Below are 16,570 nucleotides of genomic sequence, written 5' to 3'. Positions count from 1 at the left end.
CGCCACCCGCTGCTGCGGCGAGAGCTGCACGCCCAGGTTCCGCAGCGTCGCGTCCAGCACCGCCCAGACGGAACGGCACAGCATCTCGCGCAGCTCCTCCTCGGACAGCTCGCGCCGCTCGTCGCGCACCCACTGGTTGACACAGGTGTCCACGAACCCCACGATGCCGATCGCCACCGAACGGATCGGCGCCTCCGGCAGCCCGAGTGCCTTCAGCACGTCCGCGAACCGCTCGCTGAGCATCAGCGCGATGGCCGCCTTGGTGTCCGCCACCAGCGACCCGTCACCCATCGCGTGCTCGCCGACGCCCATGTAGGCGTACAGGCGCGGGTGTTGGGCCACCCAGTCCAGATGCGCGCCCACCACACGCCGTACGGACTCCTCGATCGTCCCGTCGAAGGTGAGGGTGGGCTCGATCCCCCGCATGAACGACTCCACGACCCGTCGGCGGATCAACTCGTCGAGCGTGGCGCGGTCCTTGAAGTGCCGGTAGAGCACCGAGCGCGGCAGACCCACGCGCTCCGCCAGCCGCTGCAGCTTGAAGCGCGTGCCCTCGTCCTCGATGAGGGCCACCGCCGCGTCCACCAGGTCGACCTGCCGCTGCGCCTTGTGGTCGTCCCAGCGGGTGGAGCGCCCGTCGATCTGCGGCTCGCCGCCGGTTGTGTCAGCCATCTCGCCACAATATCGACGTACCGACGCCCGCACATGCGTGAAGATTCGCCGTCAGTCGCGCGGCCGGGCGTGGTACGTCCTGCGGGTGTGTTCCGTGTGGGTGCGCATCACTTCCGTGGCGCGCTGTTCGTCGCGGGCCGCGATCGCGGCGATCAGGTCGCGGTGCTCGATCCAGGACTGCTGCCCGCGCTGCCGGGCGACCGGGGTGTAGTACCAGCGCACCCGCCGGTCGACCTGCGCGGCGAGTTCGGCGAGGACCGTGTTCCCGGCCAGCTCCATGACCTTGGCGTGGAAGCGGGCGTTCGTCGCGACCGCGGCGTCCACGTCGTCGGCGGCCACGGCGGCCTCGCCCTGGGCGCACAGCTCCTCCAGGTCGGCGATGCCGGAGGTGCCCGTGTTGGCCGCCGCGAGCCGGGCGGCCTCGGCCTCCAACAGGGTGCGTACGGTGAGGAGTTGGTCCGCCTCCGCCTCGGTCGGCTCGTGCACGAACGCGCCCTGGGCGGGCCGCAGATCGACCCATCCTTCGGTGTTCAGCCGTTGCAGCGCCTCGCGCACGGGCTGCCGGGAGACCCCGAGGTGTCCGGCCAGTTCGCTCTCGACCAGGTGCTGACCGGGCTGGAGGGCGCGTGTCGTGATCAGTTCGAGCAGGGCCTCGTAGACGCGGTCCCTGAGCGGACCCGGCCGTTCGAGCTTCGGCACGGACCCCTGCGGCAGTCCGGTCGACAACATCGCGGTCCCCCTCCTGGGCAGTGGCGGCGCGCGCGCTGACGGCACGGCAGCCCGAAAGCCAGTATCAATTGTCTTTCGTCTACAGTCTACGGCGCACAATGGCCAGGCCGAGGGGGAGTTGGCCTCGTCACACTCCGCAGGACCCGCAGGTCACGGGCAGTGGATGACCTGACCCGCGTACGAGAGATTGCCGCCGAAGCCGAAGAGGAGGACGCGGTCGCCGGTGGAGATCTCGCCGCGTTCGACGAGCTTGGACAGGGCGATCGGGATGCTGGCGGCGGAGGTGTTGCCGGACTCGACGACATCGCGGGCGACGACGGCGTTCACCGCGCCGATCTTCCCGGCGAGGGGTTCGATGATCCGCAGGTTCGCCTGGTGGAGCACGACCGCGGCGAGGTCCTCGGGGGTGAGCCCGGCGCGCTCGCAGGCCTTGCGCGCGATGGCGGGCAGCTTGGTGGTCGCCCACCGGTAGACGCTCTGGCCCTCCTGGGCGAACCGGGCGGGGGTGCCCTCGATGCGTACCGCGTGCCCCATCTCGGGCACCGAGCCCCAGAGCACGGGTCCGATGGCGGACTCCTCGGCGGCCTCGACGACGGCGGCGCCCGCCCCGTCCCCGACGAGGACGCAGGTCGTGCGGTCCGTCCAGTCGGTGACCTCGGACATCTTGTCGGCGCCGATCACCAGGACGCGGGTCGCGCCCCCGGCCCGTACGGCGTGGTCGGCGGTGGCGAGCGCGTGGGTGAAGCCCGCGCAGACCACGTTGAGGTCCATGACCGCAGGTGACGGCATGCCCAGGCGGGCCGCGACCCGGGCGGCCATGTTGGGCGAGCGGTCGACGGCGGTGGAGGTGGCGACCAGGACGAGGTCGATGTCCTCGGGGGTGAGGCCGGCGGCCGCCAGGGCCTTGGCGGCGGCGTGCGCGGCCAGCTCGTCGACCGGTTCGTCGGGCCCGGCGATGTGGCGGGTACGGATGCCCACCCGGCTCGTGATCCACTCGTCGCTGGTGTCGACCAGCTCCGCCAGGTCCTCGTTGGTGAGAACCCTGGCGGGCTGGTAATGGCCGACGGCGGTGATGCGTGAGCCGTTCATGGGCGGTCCCTTGCTTGCCGGGGTAACGGGACTCACCAGTCTGATCAGGTACTCACGGGTACGCGGGCACGTAAAGTCACAGGATTGCCGCGCCGCCCTTGTCGGCTTCCGTCAGACCGTCGGACGCCCGAACACCCCTCCAGCGGACGTTCGGGTACCTATCCCATGATCACGCCCGGGTGCCCGTCCCGGGCGGAACCGCGGGCGCCTACCCCGTGAACAACTGGGTCGCTTTCCGTACGAGCTCGTACAGACCATAGGCCAGCGGCGCTCCCACCCAGACCCAGGCGAAGACGATCAGCGGGCGGCGGTCGGGCACCGGGCCGTCCGCCGCGGCGCCACCGGGCGGGCTGCTGTCACTCGTGGACATCGGCTGCCTCCTTCTTCCGGGCGGGGACGTGATGGCGGGCGTCGACGGGCCGGACCAGCTCGTTCGCGACGAAGCCGACCACGAGCAGTCCGATCATGATGACCAGTGACAGTCCGTAGAGGGACGCTCCGGATTTGCCGGCCTCCTCCTGCCGGTCCGCGATCCAGTTGACGATCAGCGGTCCGAGGACCCCGGCCGTGGACCAGGCGGTGAGCAGCCGGCCGTGGATCGCGCCGACCTGGTAGGTCCCGAAGAGGTCCTTCAGATAGGCGGGGATCGTGGCGAAGCCGCCTCCGTAGAAGGAGAGGATCACCAGCGCGGCGATGATGAAGACGGGCTTCGAGGAGTCCCCGACCCAGGCGATGAGCGCGTACATCAGCGCGCCGACGCCCAGGTAGACGCGGTAGATGTTCTTGCGTCCGATCAGGTCGGACGTGGACGACCAGCCGATGCGGCCCGCCATGTTCGCGGCCGAGAGCAGCGCGACGAAACCGGCCGCCGCCGACACCGAGACGGGGGTCGAGGTGTCCGCGAAGAAGTCGGTGATCATCGGCGCGGCCTTCTCCAGGATGCCGATGCCCGCGGTCACGTTCATGCAGAGCACGATCCACAGCAGCCAGAACTGCGGGGTGCGCACGGCGCTGTTCGCGGAGACCTGTACGCCCTCCAGCGGGGCCGGGGTGCCGTCCGCCGCGGTCTTCGCGGGGCGCGGCACGCGTACCAGCAGCACACCGAGCGACATGAAGACGGCGTACGTCAGTCCGTGCACGAGGAAGGCGAGCGCGATGCCCGAGCTGTCGGAGCCGAAGGACTCCAGCATCTGGGCGGACCACGGCGAGGCGATCAGCGCGCCGCCGCCGAAGCCCATGATCGCGATGCCGGTGGCCATGCCGGGCCGGTCCGGGAACCACTTGATGAGCGTCGAGACGGGCGAGATGTAGCCGATGCCCAGGCCGATACCGCCGACGAAGCCGTAGCCGAACACGATCAGCCAGTACTGCTCGGTGGCGGCGCCGAGGGCGGAGATCAGGAAGCCCGAGGAGAAGCAGATCAGGGCGACCGTCATCGCCCAGCGCGGACCGTTGCGCTCCACGAGGGTGCCGCCGAACGCGGCGGACAGGCCGAGCATCACGATGCCGAGCTGGAAGGGCAGCGCGCTCTGGGTGCCGCTGAGGTCGAGCGCGGACTCCAGGGAGGGCTTGAACACGGACCAGGCGTAGGCCTGTCCGATGGAGAGGTGGACCGACAGGGCCGCGGGCGGGACCAGCCAGCGGCTCCAGCCCGGTGGGGCTACAGGGGGACTCATGATCCCGGACGATAGGAAGCGGTTGTTCAGTTGGGAAGGCGGTCCACCCGAACTGGTCGACCGTATGCGGTGAACGGTATGCGGGGTGCGGTGAACGGTCGGTTTCGGCCGACGAACGGTGTTTCCGGCCGAACTCCGTGTCTCTACCAAGGGTGTTCGGAGCGCGACCCTCAGCGAGCCCTGGAGTCGGCTCCAACCTACCCGGGGGCGGCCGGTCCCCGCGTCCCAGGTGCTGCGCGAACCCTTGCTGCCCCAACTCCCATACTGTAGACAATATTCAGTCGACATGTGTGCACCACCCTTCAACGCTGTTCAGCGTCTCCTCGGTACCCTCGACCGAACGGAGCCCCCCAGTGAAAGTGGCAGTTCTCGGCGCCGGTGCGATCGGCGCCTACGTCGGAGCCGCGCTGCATCGCGCGGGTGCCGATGTGCACCTCATCGCCCGTGGACCGCATCTCGCGGCCATGAGGCAGCACGGAGTGCGAGTGCTCAGCCCGCGCGGCGACTTCACCGCCCGGACCCACGCCACCGACGACCCGGCCGAGGTCGGCCCGGTCGACTTCGTCCTCCTCGGCCTGAAGGCCAACTCGTACGCGGCGTGCGGGCCGCTCATCGAGCCCCTTCTGCACGACACGACCGCGGTGATCGCCGCGCAGAACGGCATCCCCTGGTGGTACTTCCACCGGCACGGCGGCCCGCACGACGGCCACCGCGTCGAGAGCGTGGACCCCGGCGGCGCGGTCAGTGCGGTGATCGCGCCCTCCCGGGCCATCGGCTGTGTCGTCTACGCGGCCACCGAACTGGCCGGGCCGGGAGTGGTCCGCCATCTCGAAGGCACCCGCTTCTCCATCGGCGAGCCCGACCGTACGGTCTCGGCGCGCTGCACCGCGTTCGGCGAGGCCATGGTGGCCGGCGGGCTCAAGTGCCCGGTGGAGCCCGACCTGCGCAACGACATCTGGCTCAAGCTGCTCGGCAACATCTCCTTCAACCCCATCAGCGCCCTGGCCCGGGCCACCATGCGGCAGATGTGCCTGCACGGCGGCACCCGCCGGGTCATCGAGATCATGATGACCGAGACGCTCGCGGTCGCCGAGGCACTGGGCTGCCGGGTCGGCGTCTCCATCGAGCGGCGCCTCGCCGGCGCGGAGCGCGTCGGCGACCACCGCACCTCCACGCTCCAGGACCTGGAGCGCGGCAAACCGCTCGAACTCGACGTGCTGCTCGCCGCGGTCGTCGAACTGGCGGAGATCACGGACGTCCCGGTGCCCACGCTCCGCACCGTCCACGCCATCTCGGACCTGCTCGCCCTGAGGACCGCCGCATGAAGCGCCCCCCGCCGAACACGAGGACCGCCGTATGAGGAAGCGCGACCGAACTCCCAGGATCTACAACCGACTTGAGTACCCCATGGTCCGTGACTCCCGTGACGAGCCCTTCCGCAGGGCGAGTTGGGACGAGGCCCTGGACCGGGCCGCCCGGGGCCTGGGCGCGGCGCGCGGCGCGTTCGGCATGTTCTCCTGCGCCCGCGCGACCAACGAGATGAACTACGTGGCGCAGAAGTTCGCCCGCGTGGTGATGGGCACCAACAACGTCGACTCCTGCAACCGCACCTGTCACGCACCCAGTGTGGCGGGCCTGTCGGCGGCCTTCGGCTCGGGCGGCGGGACCTCCTCGTACGCCGAGGTCGAGCACACCGATCTGGTCGTGATGTGGGGCTCCAACGCCCGTTTCGCGCACCCGATCTTCTTCCAGCACGTCCTGAAGGGCATCAGGAACGGCGCCCGGATGTACGCGGTCGACCCGCGCCGCACCTCCACGGCGGAGTGGGCCGAGAGCTGGCTCGGGCTGAACGTGGGCACGGACATCCCGATGGCCCACGCGATCGGCCGCGAGATCATCCGGGCGGGGCTCGCCAACGAGGCGTTCATCGAGCGGGCGACCACCGGCTTCGAGGAGTACAGGCAGCTCGTCGAGCCGTGGACGCTGTCGCTCGCGGAGAAGGTGACGGGCGTACCGGCCGCCGCGATACGGGAGTTGGCGCACGCCTACGCCCGCGCCGAGCGCGCCCAGCTGTGCTGGACGCTCGGCATCACCGAGCACCACAACGGCACGGACAACGTCCGCGCGCTCATCAATCTGTCGCTCCTGACCGGGCATGTGGGCCGCTTCGGTTCCGGGTTGCAGCCCCTGCGCGGTCAGAACAACGTGCAGGGCGGCGGTGACATGGGCGCGATCCCGAACCGCCTGCCCGGCTTCCAGGACATCCTCGACCCGGACACCCGGCTGAAGTTCGAGTCGGTCTGGGACACCGCCATCGAGCCGCACTACGGGCTGAACCTGACGGAGATGTTCGAGGCCATGGAGGAGGGCTCGCTGAGGGCCGTCTACTGCATCGGGGAGAACCCGGCGCAGTCGGAGGCCGACAGCGAGCAGGCGATACGGCGGATGAAGGCCCTGGACTTCCTCGTAGTCCAGGACATCTTCCTGACGAGGACGGCCGAGCTGGCGGACGTGATCCTGCCCGCGACGGCCGGCTGGGCCGAGACCGAGGGCACCACCACCAACAGCGAGCGGCGGGTGCAGCGGGTGCGCCGGGCGGTCACCCCGCCCGGCGAGGCCCGCGAGGACATCGACATCCTCTGCGACCTCGCCTCCCGCATGGGCCACGAGTGGAAGTACGAGGACTCCGAGGCGGTCTGGGACGAGCTGCGGTCGGTGTCCCCGGACCACTACGGGATGACGTACGAGCGGCTGGAGGAGCACCAGGGCATCCAGTGGCCCTGCCCGGCGACGGACCGGCTCGAACCGACCTATCTGCACGGCAGGTTGTGGGAGTCCGACCCGGCGGCGCGGGGCAGGTTCGCGCCCTTCGGGATCGTCCGGCACGATCCGCCCGTCGATCTGACGGACGAGGAGTTCCCCATCCGGCTGACCACGGGACGGCGGCTCGACTCGTACAACACCGGGGTGCAGAGCGGTGGGTTCGCCTCGCCGATGCGGCGCGGTGAGTACGTCGAGCTGTGCCCGGAGGACGCGGAGCGCTACGGGGTCGTGGTCGGCGAGCAGGTCCAGGTCTCCTCGCGGCGCGGTTCGGTGGTGGCCCCGGTGTGGGTCGACACCGCGCTGCGGCCCGGCCTCGCGTTCATGACCATGCACTTTCCCGACGAGGTGGACACCAACCAGCTGACGATCGAGGCCAACTGCCCGATCGCGGGGACGGCGGAGTTCAAGGCGTCGGCGATCCGGATCGAAAAACTGCCGGTCGCTCTTCAAGTGAGGTGATGTCAAGTGGACCTGCACTTCGGTGACAGCAAACCGACGGACGAGGAACGGGCGGCGATCGACACGCTGCTCGGCCCTCCGGAGTCTTCGTGGGAGGGCGCCGACCGGTCCGACGCCGACCTCAGGTGGGCACGCGGCGGGCGAGCGGCCCGGGAACGTCGTGACCTGCTGTTGCCGGGGCTGCACGCCGTCCACGACCGGATCGGCTGGATCAGCGAGGGCGCCCTCGACTACCTGTGCCGGCGGCTCACCGTGCCGCCGGCGGAGGCGTACGGGGTCGCCACCTTCTACGCGATGTTCTCGGTGAAGCCGCGCCCGGCGACGGTCCTGCACGTGTGCACGGACCTGGCGTGCGCGGCGGCGGGCGCCTCGGAGCTGTGCGCCGGGGTCGAGGCCCGCCTCGGTCCCGGCAGCGGGGTGAGCGTCGAGCGCGGCCCCTGCCTAGGCCTGTGCGAGCGGGCCCCGGCCGCGCTGGCGATCAAGGCCGGGGACCCGGTGCGGACGGCCGTGTCGGCGCCCGCCACCGTCGAGCGGGCCGTGCTCGCGGCGAGCTCGCCCGACTCGGCGCCCGAGGAACCGGCCGCCGCGCTGGCGGTCCCGCAGGCCGGGGACCCCGCCCTGATGCTGCTGGGCCGGGTCGGCGTGGTCGATCCGGCGTCGCTCGACGACTACCGGGCGCACGGCGGTTACACGGCCCTGCGGCAGGCCTTCGCGATCGGCCCCGCCGGGGTCATCCGCGAGGTCACCGACGCGGGACTGGTCGGGCGCGGCGGCGCAGCCTTCCCCACCGGCCGCAAGTGGCAGGCCACGGCGTCCCAGCCCGACCACCCGCACTACCTGGTGTGCAACGCCGACGAATCCGAGCCGGGCACCTTCAAGGACCGGGTCGTCATGGAGGGCGACCCGTACTCCCTCGTGGAGGCGATGACGATCGCGGCGTACGCCGTCGGCGCGCACAAGGGCTACCTCTATCTGCGCGGCGAGTACCCGCGGGCCCTGCACCGCATGGAGCACGCCATCGGACAGGCACGCGCGCGCGGTCTGCTCGGGGACGACATCCTCGGCCAGGGGTACGCCTTCGACATCGAGATCCGGCGCGGCGCGGGCGCGTACATCTGCGGCGAGGAGACCGCCCTCTTCAACTCCATCGAGGGGTACCGGGGCGAACCGCGGTCGAAGCCGCCCTTCCCCGTGGAGAAGGGCCTGTTCGGCAGGCCCACCGCCGAGAACAACGTCGAGACGCTGGTCAACGTCCTGCCGATCCTCACCATGGGGGCCCCGGCGTACGCGGCGATCGGCACCGGCGCCTCCACCGGGCCGAAGCTGTTCTGCGTGTCGGGCAGCGTGGACCGGCCCGGGATCTACGAGCTGCCGTTCGGCGCCACGCTCGGCGAGCTGCTGGACCTGGCGGGCGTACGCGACGGTCTGCGCGCGGTGCTGCTCGGCGGCGCGGCCGGTGGCTTCGTACGCCCCGACGAGCTGGACATCCCGCTCACCTTCGAGGGCACGCGGGCGGCCGGCACCACGCTCGGCTCGGGGGTCGTGCTGGCCTTCGACGACACCGTGCCGCTGCCGCGTCTGCTGCTGCGGATCGCCGAGTTCTTCCGGGACGAGTCGTGCGGGCAGTGCGTGCCGTGCCGGGTCGGGACCGTCCGCCAGGAGGAGGCCCTGCACCGGATCGTCGAGCGGACCGGCGCGGACGCCGCCGCCGACATCACGCTGCTGCGGGAGGTGGGGCGGGCCATGAAGGACGCCTCGATCTGCGGTCTGGGACAGACCGCGTGGAACGCCGTGGAATCCGCCATCGACCGCCTGGGGGCGTACGAATGACCGTGACATCGCTGGGGATCCCCCGCCGACTGCTGGAGTTCACCATCGACGGCGAGTCCGTGCGGGCGCCGGAGGGCGCGACGATCCTCGACGCCTGCCGGTCGGCGGGCAAGGACGTGCCGACCCTGTGCCAGGGCGACACCCTCACCCCGAAGAACGCCTGCCGGGTGTGCGTCGTCGAGGTGGAGGGCGCGCGCACCCTCGTACCGGCCTGTTCCCGCAAGGCGGAGGCGGGCATGGAGGTCCGCACGGACACCGAGCGCGCCCGGCACAGCCGCAAGGTCGTCCTGGAACTGCTCGCGTCCTCCGTCGACCTGTCCACCACGCCCGAGGTCGCGGGCTGGCTCAAGGAGTACGAGGCCAAGCCGGACCGGTTCGGCCCCGACGCGGCCCGTGTCGACGAGCAGCCGAGGATCGACAACGACCTCTACGTCCGCGACTACGACAAGTGCATCCTCTGCTACAAGTGCGTGGACGCCTGCGGGGACCAGTGGCAGAACACCTTCGCCATCTCGGTCGTCGGCCGCGGTTTCGACGCCCGGATCGCCGTCGAGCACGACGGCCCGCTCACCGACTCGGCCTGCGTGTACTGCGGCAACTGCATCGAGGTGTGCCCGACGGGTGCGCTTTCGTTCAAATCGGAGTTCGACATGCGTGCGGCGGGTACGTGGGACGAGTCGGCGCAGACCGAGACGACCACGGTGTGCGCCTACTGCGGAGTGGGCTGCAATCTCACCCTGCACGTACAGGACAATGAGATCGTCAAGGTCACCTCGCCGCACGACAACCCGGTGACCCACGGCAACCTCTGCATCAAGGGCCGCTTCGGCTACCAGCACGTACAGAACCGGGACTGATCAGGACATGGGACGAGTCACGGAACGACGCAAGGTGATCCGCATCCGGGACGGGGCGGTCTCCACCCGCCCGGACACGCTCGTCGCCGAGGAACCACTGGAGATCCGGCTCAACGGAAAACCCCTCGCCATCACGATGCGCACCCCGGGCGACGACTTCGCGCTCGCGGCGGGCTTCCTGGTCAGCGAGGGGGTGCTGGGCGCGGCGGACGAACTGCAGAACATCGTCTACTGCGCCGGCGCCACGGTGGACGGCTCCAACACGTACAACATCGTCGACGTACGGACCGCGCCCGGCGTCGTCATCCCCGACATCACCCTCGAACGCAACGTGTACACGACGTCGTCCTGCGGGCTGTGCGGCAAGGCCAGCCTGGACGCGGTCCGTACGACGGCCCGCTGGAGCATCGACGACACGCACGGCGACACGGCTCCCCCGGTACGGCTCGGAACCGAACTGCTCGCGAGCCTCCCCGACCGGCTGCGCGCGGCGCAGCGCGTGTTCGACCGGACCGGGGGTCTGCACGCGGCGGCCCTGTTCACCGAGGACGGCGAACTGGTCGACATCCGGGAGGACGTGGGCCGCCACAACGCGGTCGACAAGCTGGTCGGCCGCGCCCTCCAGAACGGCTCCCTGCCGCTCTCCCGCACGGTCCTGCTGGTCTCGGGCCGCGCCTCCTTCGAGCTGGCCCAGAAGGCGGTCATGGCGGGCATCCCGGTCCTCGCCGCGGTCTCCGCGCCGTCCTCGCTCGCGGTGGACCTGGCCGCCGAGTCCAACCTGACCCTCGTCGGCTTCCTGCGGGGCACCTCCATGAACGTGTACGCGGGCGAGCACCGCATCGCTCTGCAGGCCGCGGCCGCGCGGAGCTGACCGGTCTCCCCGCTGCACGGCGGCGGGGCCCCGATCCGGCGGGGAGCGCCCCCTGCGCCGGAGGGGCCCCGCCTCACGAGCAGTCAGACGCCGCACCTGCGTGGGCACTTGTCGGTGGGCGGTGACCGCCCCTACCCCCTGCCCGGATGGCGGGAAGTTCTCGTGGCACGGCCGTGCGCGCTTCTTGTGAGGCGCCTGGGAGCCCAGTAGCGTCTGTGGCCGCACTCAGGACGTGGGATGTCCAGATGTCCGGACGCATCAGACGCATGAAGGGCAGGTCGCACCATGCCGTCAAGCCTTCGCGCACGCCCCCGAAACCTCCGCACGGCCAGACCGTGGAGGGCCGCCGTCACAGGCGCTCTGACAGCGGTCCTCACCGTCACCGCGCTGCTCGGCCTGCCGGGCACCGGCCACGCCCGGCCCGGCGCCGCACCCGGCAAGGCCGCCGCGTTCGAGCAGCAGGTGCTGTTCAAGGCCTCCCAGGATCCCGGATACGCCTGCTTCCGGATCCCGGCCGTCGTGAAGACGACGAAAGGCACCCTGCTGGCGTTCGCCGAGGGCCGGGTGAACGACTGCAGCGACGCCGGCGACATAGACCTCGTCCTCAAGCGCTCCACCGACGGCGGCCGCACCTGGGGCCCGCTGCAGATCATCAACGAGGGCGCGGGCGACACCCACGGCAACCCCGCGCCGATGGTGGACCGCAGGACCGGCCGGATCGTGCTGGCCGAGACGTACAACACGGGCCGCACCGACGGCGGCAACTGCGCCGTCCCCTGCGACCGCACCCCGCACATGCAGCACAGCGACGACGACGGGCTCACCTGGTCCGAGCCCCGCGACCTCAGCGACGAGATCCTGCCCGCGCACTGGAACTCCTGGTACGCGACCGGGCCGGTGCACGGCATCCAGCTGAGCCGTGGCAAGCACGCGGGGCGGCTCGTCTTCGCCGTCAACACCGAGACGTGGGACGGCGAGCGAAGCGAGATGGGGGTCCCCCCTGCCGGTGGCTGGGGGAGGGTCACCGCCAACCACGCGGCGCTCATCGTCAGCGACGACGGCGGCGACCACTGGCGGATCGGGGCGACGGACTCCTGGCCGATCGCGCAGGACGGCACGTTCCGGCAGAAGCCGTCCGAGATGACCGTCACCGAGCGCGCCGACGGCACGATCCTGGTCAGCGGGCGCGAGCAGGACGGCACCGATCTCGGCCACCGCACCCAGGCGTTCAGCACCGACGGCGGCGACAGCTTCACCTCGCACTTCAAGGCCCTGCCCGACCTGTACACGCCGCAGGTCCAGGGCTCCACCCTGCGCCTGGGCAACCGGATCCTGCTCGCCTGCCCCGCCGACCCGGACCGCCGCCGCACGATGATGATCCGCTCCTCCTACGACAGCGGACGCACCTGGGACAGCGTCGACCGCGGCACGGTCGTCACGACGGACTGGTCCGGCTACTCGGACCTGGTCGGCATCGGCACCGGTACGGCGGGCCTGCTGTACGAGGGCGGCGCCGTGGACGCCCGCGACGAGATCCGCTTCGCGCGGTTCACCGAGGACTGGCTGGCCCCGCGCCGCGGCCCCGACCCGACCACCCCCGACCTCGCCCCGCGCGCACCCGGCGCCGCGGTCCTCGGCGGGGCGACGGCGACGGACGGCGTGTTCGGCGGCGCCCTCGCGTTCGACGGCACCGACGACGCCGTACGCCTGCCGTACCGGGCCGGACTGCCGCTCGGGACGAAGGACTTCACGGCGTCGCTGTGGTTCCGCTACACGGCCACCACGGGTGAGCAGCCGTTCCTGTGGATGGGCGGGGTCGGCACCAACCAGCCGCAGGTGTGGCTGCGCGGCGAGCCCGCCAACAGCAGGGTCCAGGGGCTGATCACGACCCGGGACGGCGCGAGCGCCCCCCGCTCCGCTTCCGTGCGTACGACCGGCGCGTACAACGACGGCCAGTGGCACCATCTGGCGCTGCGCCGTGGCGCGGGACAGCTGACGCTGTTCATCGACGGGACCGTGGCAGGCACGACGGCGGACGTACCGGGATCGGTGAGCCGCAACTCGCCGTTCGGCGTGCACGTCGGCCAGAAGCTGGACAGCCGCGCCCACCTGACCGGCGCGATCGACGACGTCCGGGTCTACGACCGGGCGCTGAGCGACGGCGAACTGGCCGATCTGCGCACCCCGGGCGCGTCGGTGACCGGGAACACGGTCCTGTGGCTGCCCATGGACCGCGTGGGCGCCAGCCACTAACGTCCCGGGCGTGCCCGACGACACACGAGCACGACAGCGCACGGGGACCGGGCTGGGTCTTCTCCTGGCCCTGGTCCTCGGGGCGGTGCTGCTCACCGCCCTCCCCGAGGACGACAGCGGCGAGGCCGCCTGCCGGGCCCGTACGGTCACTTCGTGGGACGCGAACACCGGCGTCACGGACGAGTTCGCGCGGTACGGGGACGACGCCTCGCGTGCCGACGACTGGACCGGCGGCGACGGCACGCACTCGGTGCGGCTGCCCGACGGGCGGGTGCTGTGGCTGTTCTCCGACACCTACCTCGGCCAGGTGCACCGGCCGCCGAACCCGGCGGGCGAGTCCTACGCCTGGCGGGACACGACCGCGCCGATGGTGCGCAACTCGGCCGTGGTCATGAAGGGCGGGCGGCTGCAACGCACGCTTCCCGCTCCCCTGTTCGCCGACCCGGCGCCCGGGCAGTGGCGCTGGCCGGTGGCGGCGCGCGTCGAACCCCGCTCCCCCGGCTCGTCCGAGCAGGTCGTACGGGTCGTGCTGTGGACCCGGACGGCCGGCGCGTACCCGTGGATCTACGGGGTGCCCACCGCCACCGAGGTCGCCACGCTGTCGCTGCCCGGTCTGCGGCTCGAAGGCATCACCCAGGTCCTCGACCAGCGGCAGGTGCGGGATCCGGCGCGGCGGGTGCTGTTCGGCACGACCGCGCTGACCCACGACGACGACTGGACGTACGTCTTCGGCGGCGACGACGCGCGGGCCGCGTCCCGGCCCGCGTCGAACGCGTATGCCGCGCGCGTGCCCCGGGGGCGGCTCGCGGACCCGGACGCGTGGCAGTACTGGGACGGCGAGCGGTGGACCATCCCCTCGCGCATGCAGCCCGTGCTCGGCGACGGCGGACGCGGCGGGCGCAAGGGGGTGGGCAGCGCGTTCACGGTGGTCCGCGACGGGGGGACGTACGTCCTGTTCACGATGGCGGCGGGCACCGAGGGGCTGACGACCGTCACCTCGTACTGGGCGTGCTCCCCCACCGGGCCCTGGCACGGGCCCGGCAAGGGTTTCAGCCCGCCGCTGCCGGAGCGGGGGGCGGGCGTGGCCGCGTACAACCCGCAGGTCCATCCGGCGCTCAGCCGGGGCAGGCTCGTGCTGAGCTACGACGTGAACTGGCTGGACGCGAGCGGCGGGGCGACGGCGCAGGCCAATCTCAGCCGGAACGTGTCCCTGTACCGACCGCGATTCGTGACGCTTCGGCTGGGTCCCGGCTGAGGGACGGCTCCGGCCCGGCCTCCGGGTCGCGGGAGCGACGCTTGGCGATGACCGCGCAGACCATGAGCTGCATCTGGTGGAAGAGCATCAGCGGCAGCACGGCCAGCGAGGCGTGGGCGCCGAACAGCACGCTCGCCATGGGCAGTCCGGACGCCAGGGACTTCTTCGAGCCGGCGAACTGGATGGCGATACGGTCCTCCCGCTTGAACCCGAGGGCCTTGGAGCCGTACCAGGTCACCGCCAGCATCACCGCGAGCAGGACGGCCTCGACGGCGAGCAGTCCGCCCAGGCGCAGCGGGCTGACCTGGTGCCAGATGCCCTGCACCATGCCCTCGCTGAAGGCGGTGTAGACGACCAGCAGGATCGAGGCGCGGTCCACGTACCCGAGGACCTTCTTGTGGCGCGCGACGAAGCCGCCGATCCAGCGGCGCAGCAGCTGCCCGGCGAGGAACGGCACGAGCAGCTGGAGCACGATCTTCAGGAGCGAGTCCGCGGAGAACCCGCCTCCCGTGCCGCCGAGGAGCGCCGCGGCGAGCAGCGGGGTGAGCACGATGCCCACGAGGGAGGAGAACGAGCCCGCGCAGATCGCGGCGGGCACGTTGCCGCGCGCCATCGAGGTGAAGGCGATGGACGACTGGACCGTCGAGGGGACGAGGGTCAGGAACAGCAGTCCGGTGTGGAGGGAGTGGTCCAGGAGCACCGGTTCGAGCCCGCGGGCCGCCAGCCCCAGCAGCGGGAAGAGCACGAACGTGCAGGCCAGAACGGTGATGTGCAGCCGCCAGTGCCGTACGCCGTCCATCGCCTCGCGGGTGGACAGACGCGCCCCGTAGAGGAAGAAGAGGAAGGCGATGGCCGCGGTGGAGGCGCCGGAGGCGACCTCCGCACCGGTCCCCCGGGCGGGCAGCAGGGCGGCGAGACCGACCGTCCCGAGCAGCAGCAGGATGTACGGGTCTATCGGCAGCCAGGACGGCCACTTCAGGCGTTTCACGGTGCTCCGATGGTGCTGGGGGTACTGGGGTTGCCGGGAGTACCGGGGTTGCCGGGACTGCTGGGGGCGCCGGCCCGTGTCGGCGGTTTTCCGACGATGTGTGCCCTCTCCATCGTCCTCCTCCGGCCCTTGATCGGGAATCCGGTACACCGCTCTGACTGTCATCACGAACCGCGATGACCCGATAGCCTCGGGCCCGTGTACGACCCCTCGCAACTGCGTACCTTCCTCGCCGTGGCCCAAACGCTGAGCTTCACGCAGGCGGCCCGGCGGCTGGGGCTGCGCCAGTCCACGGTCAGCCAGCATGTGCGCCGCCTGGAGAGCACCGCCGGGCGGCAGCTGTTCACCCGGGACACCCACTCCGTGGAGCTGACGGAGGACGGCGAGGCGATGCTCGGGTTCGCGCGCCGGATCCTGGAGGCGCACGAGCAGGCGGCGGCGTTCTTCAGCGGCACACGGCTGCGCGGCCGGCTGCGGTTCGGCGCCTCGGAGGACTTCGTCCTGACCCGGCTGACCGAGATCCTGGAGGGGTTCCGCCACGACCACCCCGAGGTCGACCTGGAGCTGACGGTGGAGCTCTCGGGCACCCTGCACGAGCAGCTGGCCGACGGGCGGCTCGACCTGGTGCTGGCCAAGCGGCGCCCCGAGGACCCGCGCGGCGAACTGGTCTGGCACGACCGCATGGTCTGGATCGGCGGGGAGCGGCTGCGGCTGGATCCCGACCGTCCGGTCCCGCTGATCGTGTACCCGCCGCCGGGCATCAGCCGGGCCCTGGCCCTGGAGGCCCTGGAGCGCCAGGGCCGGTCCTGGCGTATCGCGTGCACCAGCGGCAGCCTCAACGGCCTCATCGCGGCGGCCCGCGCGGGCCTCGGCGTGATGGCCCACACACGGGGCCTGATCCCGCCGGGCCTCGTCCGCGTCCCCGACCGAGCGGGCCTGCCGGAACTGGGCGAGGTGGAGTTCGTCCTGGTCCACGGCAAGCGCCACACGGCGGCGAGGGGCGCGGCGGACGCGCTGGCGACCGCGATCCTGACGGCGGGCGACCGCCTGCACCGGGCCCCGTAAGGG

General features: G+C 71.6%; 14 protein-coding genes. 8 read left to right on the top strand and 6 right to left on the bottom strand.

Features of this window, described 5'->3' with window-relative positions; genetic code table 11:
- From IE278_RS24115 to IE278_RS24095, 5 genes are all read right to left on the bottom strand, one after another.
- A partial coding sequence (locus tag IE278_RS24115) for a TetR/AcrR family transcriptional regulator (RefSeq protein ID WP_189775339.1) occupies window positions 1-672 on the bottom strand: 672 nt, incomplete at its 3' end.
- 51 nt (window positions 673-723) lie between these two features.
- A complete protein-coding gene (locus IE278_RS24110) occupies window positions 724-1,401 on the bottom strand; it encodes a GntR family transcriptional regulator (RefSeq protein WP_189775338.1) in 678 nt (225 codons plus the stop codon).
- 150 nt (window positions 1,402-1,551) lie between these two features.
- A complete protein-coding gene (locus IE278_RS24105; RefSeq protein WP_189775337.1) occupies window positions 1,552-2,490 on the bottom strand; it encodes a beta-ketoacyl-ACP synthase III in 939 nt (312 codons plus the stop codon).
- 208 nt (window positions 2,491-2,698) lie between these two features.
- Window positions 2,699-2,860: an MFS transporter small subunit gene (locus tag IE278_RS24100; protein WP_189775336.1), complete on the bottom strand. Its 162-nt coding sequence runs from the start codon at window positions 2,858-2,860 to the stop codon at window positions 2,699-2,701.
- On the bottom strand, window positions 2,847-4,166 hold the full coding sequence (locus IE278_RS24095; RefSeq protein ID WP_189775335.1) for an OFA family MFS transporter: 1,320 nt from the start codon (window positions 4,164-4,166) through the stop codon (window positions 2,847-2,849). Before IE278_RS24095 ends, IE278_RS24100 begins: the two co-directional genes overlap by 14 nt.
- A 353-nt stretch (window positions 4,167-4,519) precedes the next feature.
- Here IE278_RS24095 and IE278_RS24090 point away from each other — a divergent pair, with 353 nt between their 5' ends.
- From IE278_RS24090 to IE278_RS24060, 7 genes are all read left to right on the top strand, one after another.
- Complete coding sequence (locus IE278_RS24090; protein ID WP_189775334.1) at window positions 4,520-5,491, top strand: 2-dehydropantoate 2-reductase; 972 nt, start codon at window positions 4,520-4,522, stop codon at window positions 5,489-5,491.
- A gap of 31 nt (window positions 5,492-5,522) precedes the next feature.
- A complete protein-coding gene (locus IE278_RS24085) occupies window positions 5,523-7,448 on the top strand; it encodes a molybdopterin oxidoreductase family protein (protein ID WP_189775333.1) in 1,926 nt (641 codons plus the stop codon).
- Between the two features lie 6 nt (window positions 7,449-7,454).
- Window positions 7,455-9,278 (top strand): NAD(P)H-dependent oxidoreductase subunit E, encoded by a 1,824-nt coding sequence (locus tag IE278_RS24080; RefSeq protein ID WP_189775332.1) that lies wholly within the window; start codon window positions 7,455-7,457, stop codon window positions 9,276-9,278.
- Window positions 9,275-10,135: a 2Fe-2S iron-sulfur cluster-binding protein gene (locus tag IE278_RS24075; RefSeq protein ID WP_189775331.1), complete on the top strand. Its 861-nt coding sequence runs from the start codon at window positions 9,275-9,277 to the stop codon at window positions 10,133-10,135. The genes IE278_RS24080 and IE278_RS24075 overlap by 4 nt, the downstream gene beginning before the upstream one ends.
- Before the next feature lie 7 nt (window positions 10,136-10,142).
- Complete coding sequence (fdhD, locus tag IE278_RS24070) at window positions 10,143-11,006, top strand: formate dehydrogenase accessory sulfurtransferase FdhD (RefSeq protein ID WP_189775330.1); 864 nt, start codon at window positions 10,143-10,145, stop codon at window positions 11,004-11,006.
- Between the two features lie 285 nt (window positions 11,007-11,291).
- Window positions 11,292-13,259, top strand: a complete 1,968-nt coding sequence (locus IE278_RS24065; RefSeq protein ID WP_189775329.1) for an exo-alpha-sialidase — start codon at window positions 11,292-11,294, stop codon at window positions 13,257-13,259.
- Between the two features lie 10 nt (window positions 13,260-13,269).
- Window positions 13,270-14,514, top strand: a complete 1,245-nt coding sequence (locus IE278_RS24060) for a DUF5005 domain-containing protein (protein ID WP_189775328.1) — start codon at window positions 13,270-13,272, stop codon at window positions 14,512-14,514.
- On the opposite strand, the gene IE278_RS24055 is transcribed toward IE278_RS24060, so the two are convergent.
- A complete protein-coding gene (locus IE278_RS24055) occupies window positions 14,453-15,502 on the bottom strand; it encodes a bile acid:sodium symporter family protein (protein WP_189775327.1) in 1,050 nt (349 codons plus the stop codon). The genes IE278_RS24060 and IE278_RS24055 overlap by 62 nt on opposite strands.
- A gap of 198 nt (window positions 15,503-15,700) precedes the next feature.
- Here IE278_RS24055 and IE278_RS24050 point away from each other — a divergent pair, with 198 nt between their 5' ends.
- The gene (locus tag IE278_RS24050) at window positions 15,701-16,567 is read left to right on the top strand and encodes a LysR substrate-binding domain-containing protein (protein WP_189775326.1); all 867 of its coding nucleotides are present in this window, start codon (window positions 15,701-15,703) and stop codon (window positions 16,565-16,567) included.
- The last annotated feature ends 3 nt before the right edge of the window (window positions 16,568-16,570 follow it).

This window comes from Streptomyces tauricus (genome assembly GCF_014650955.1).
Taxonomy (GTDB): Bacteria; Actinomycetota; Actinomycetes; order Streptomycetales; family Streptomycetaceae; genus Streptomyces; species Streptomyces tauricus.
Note: the sequence above shows the minus strand (reverse complement) of the source record. Positions and strands in the feature narration are given on the sequence as shown.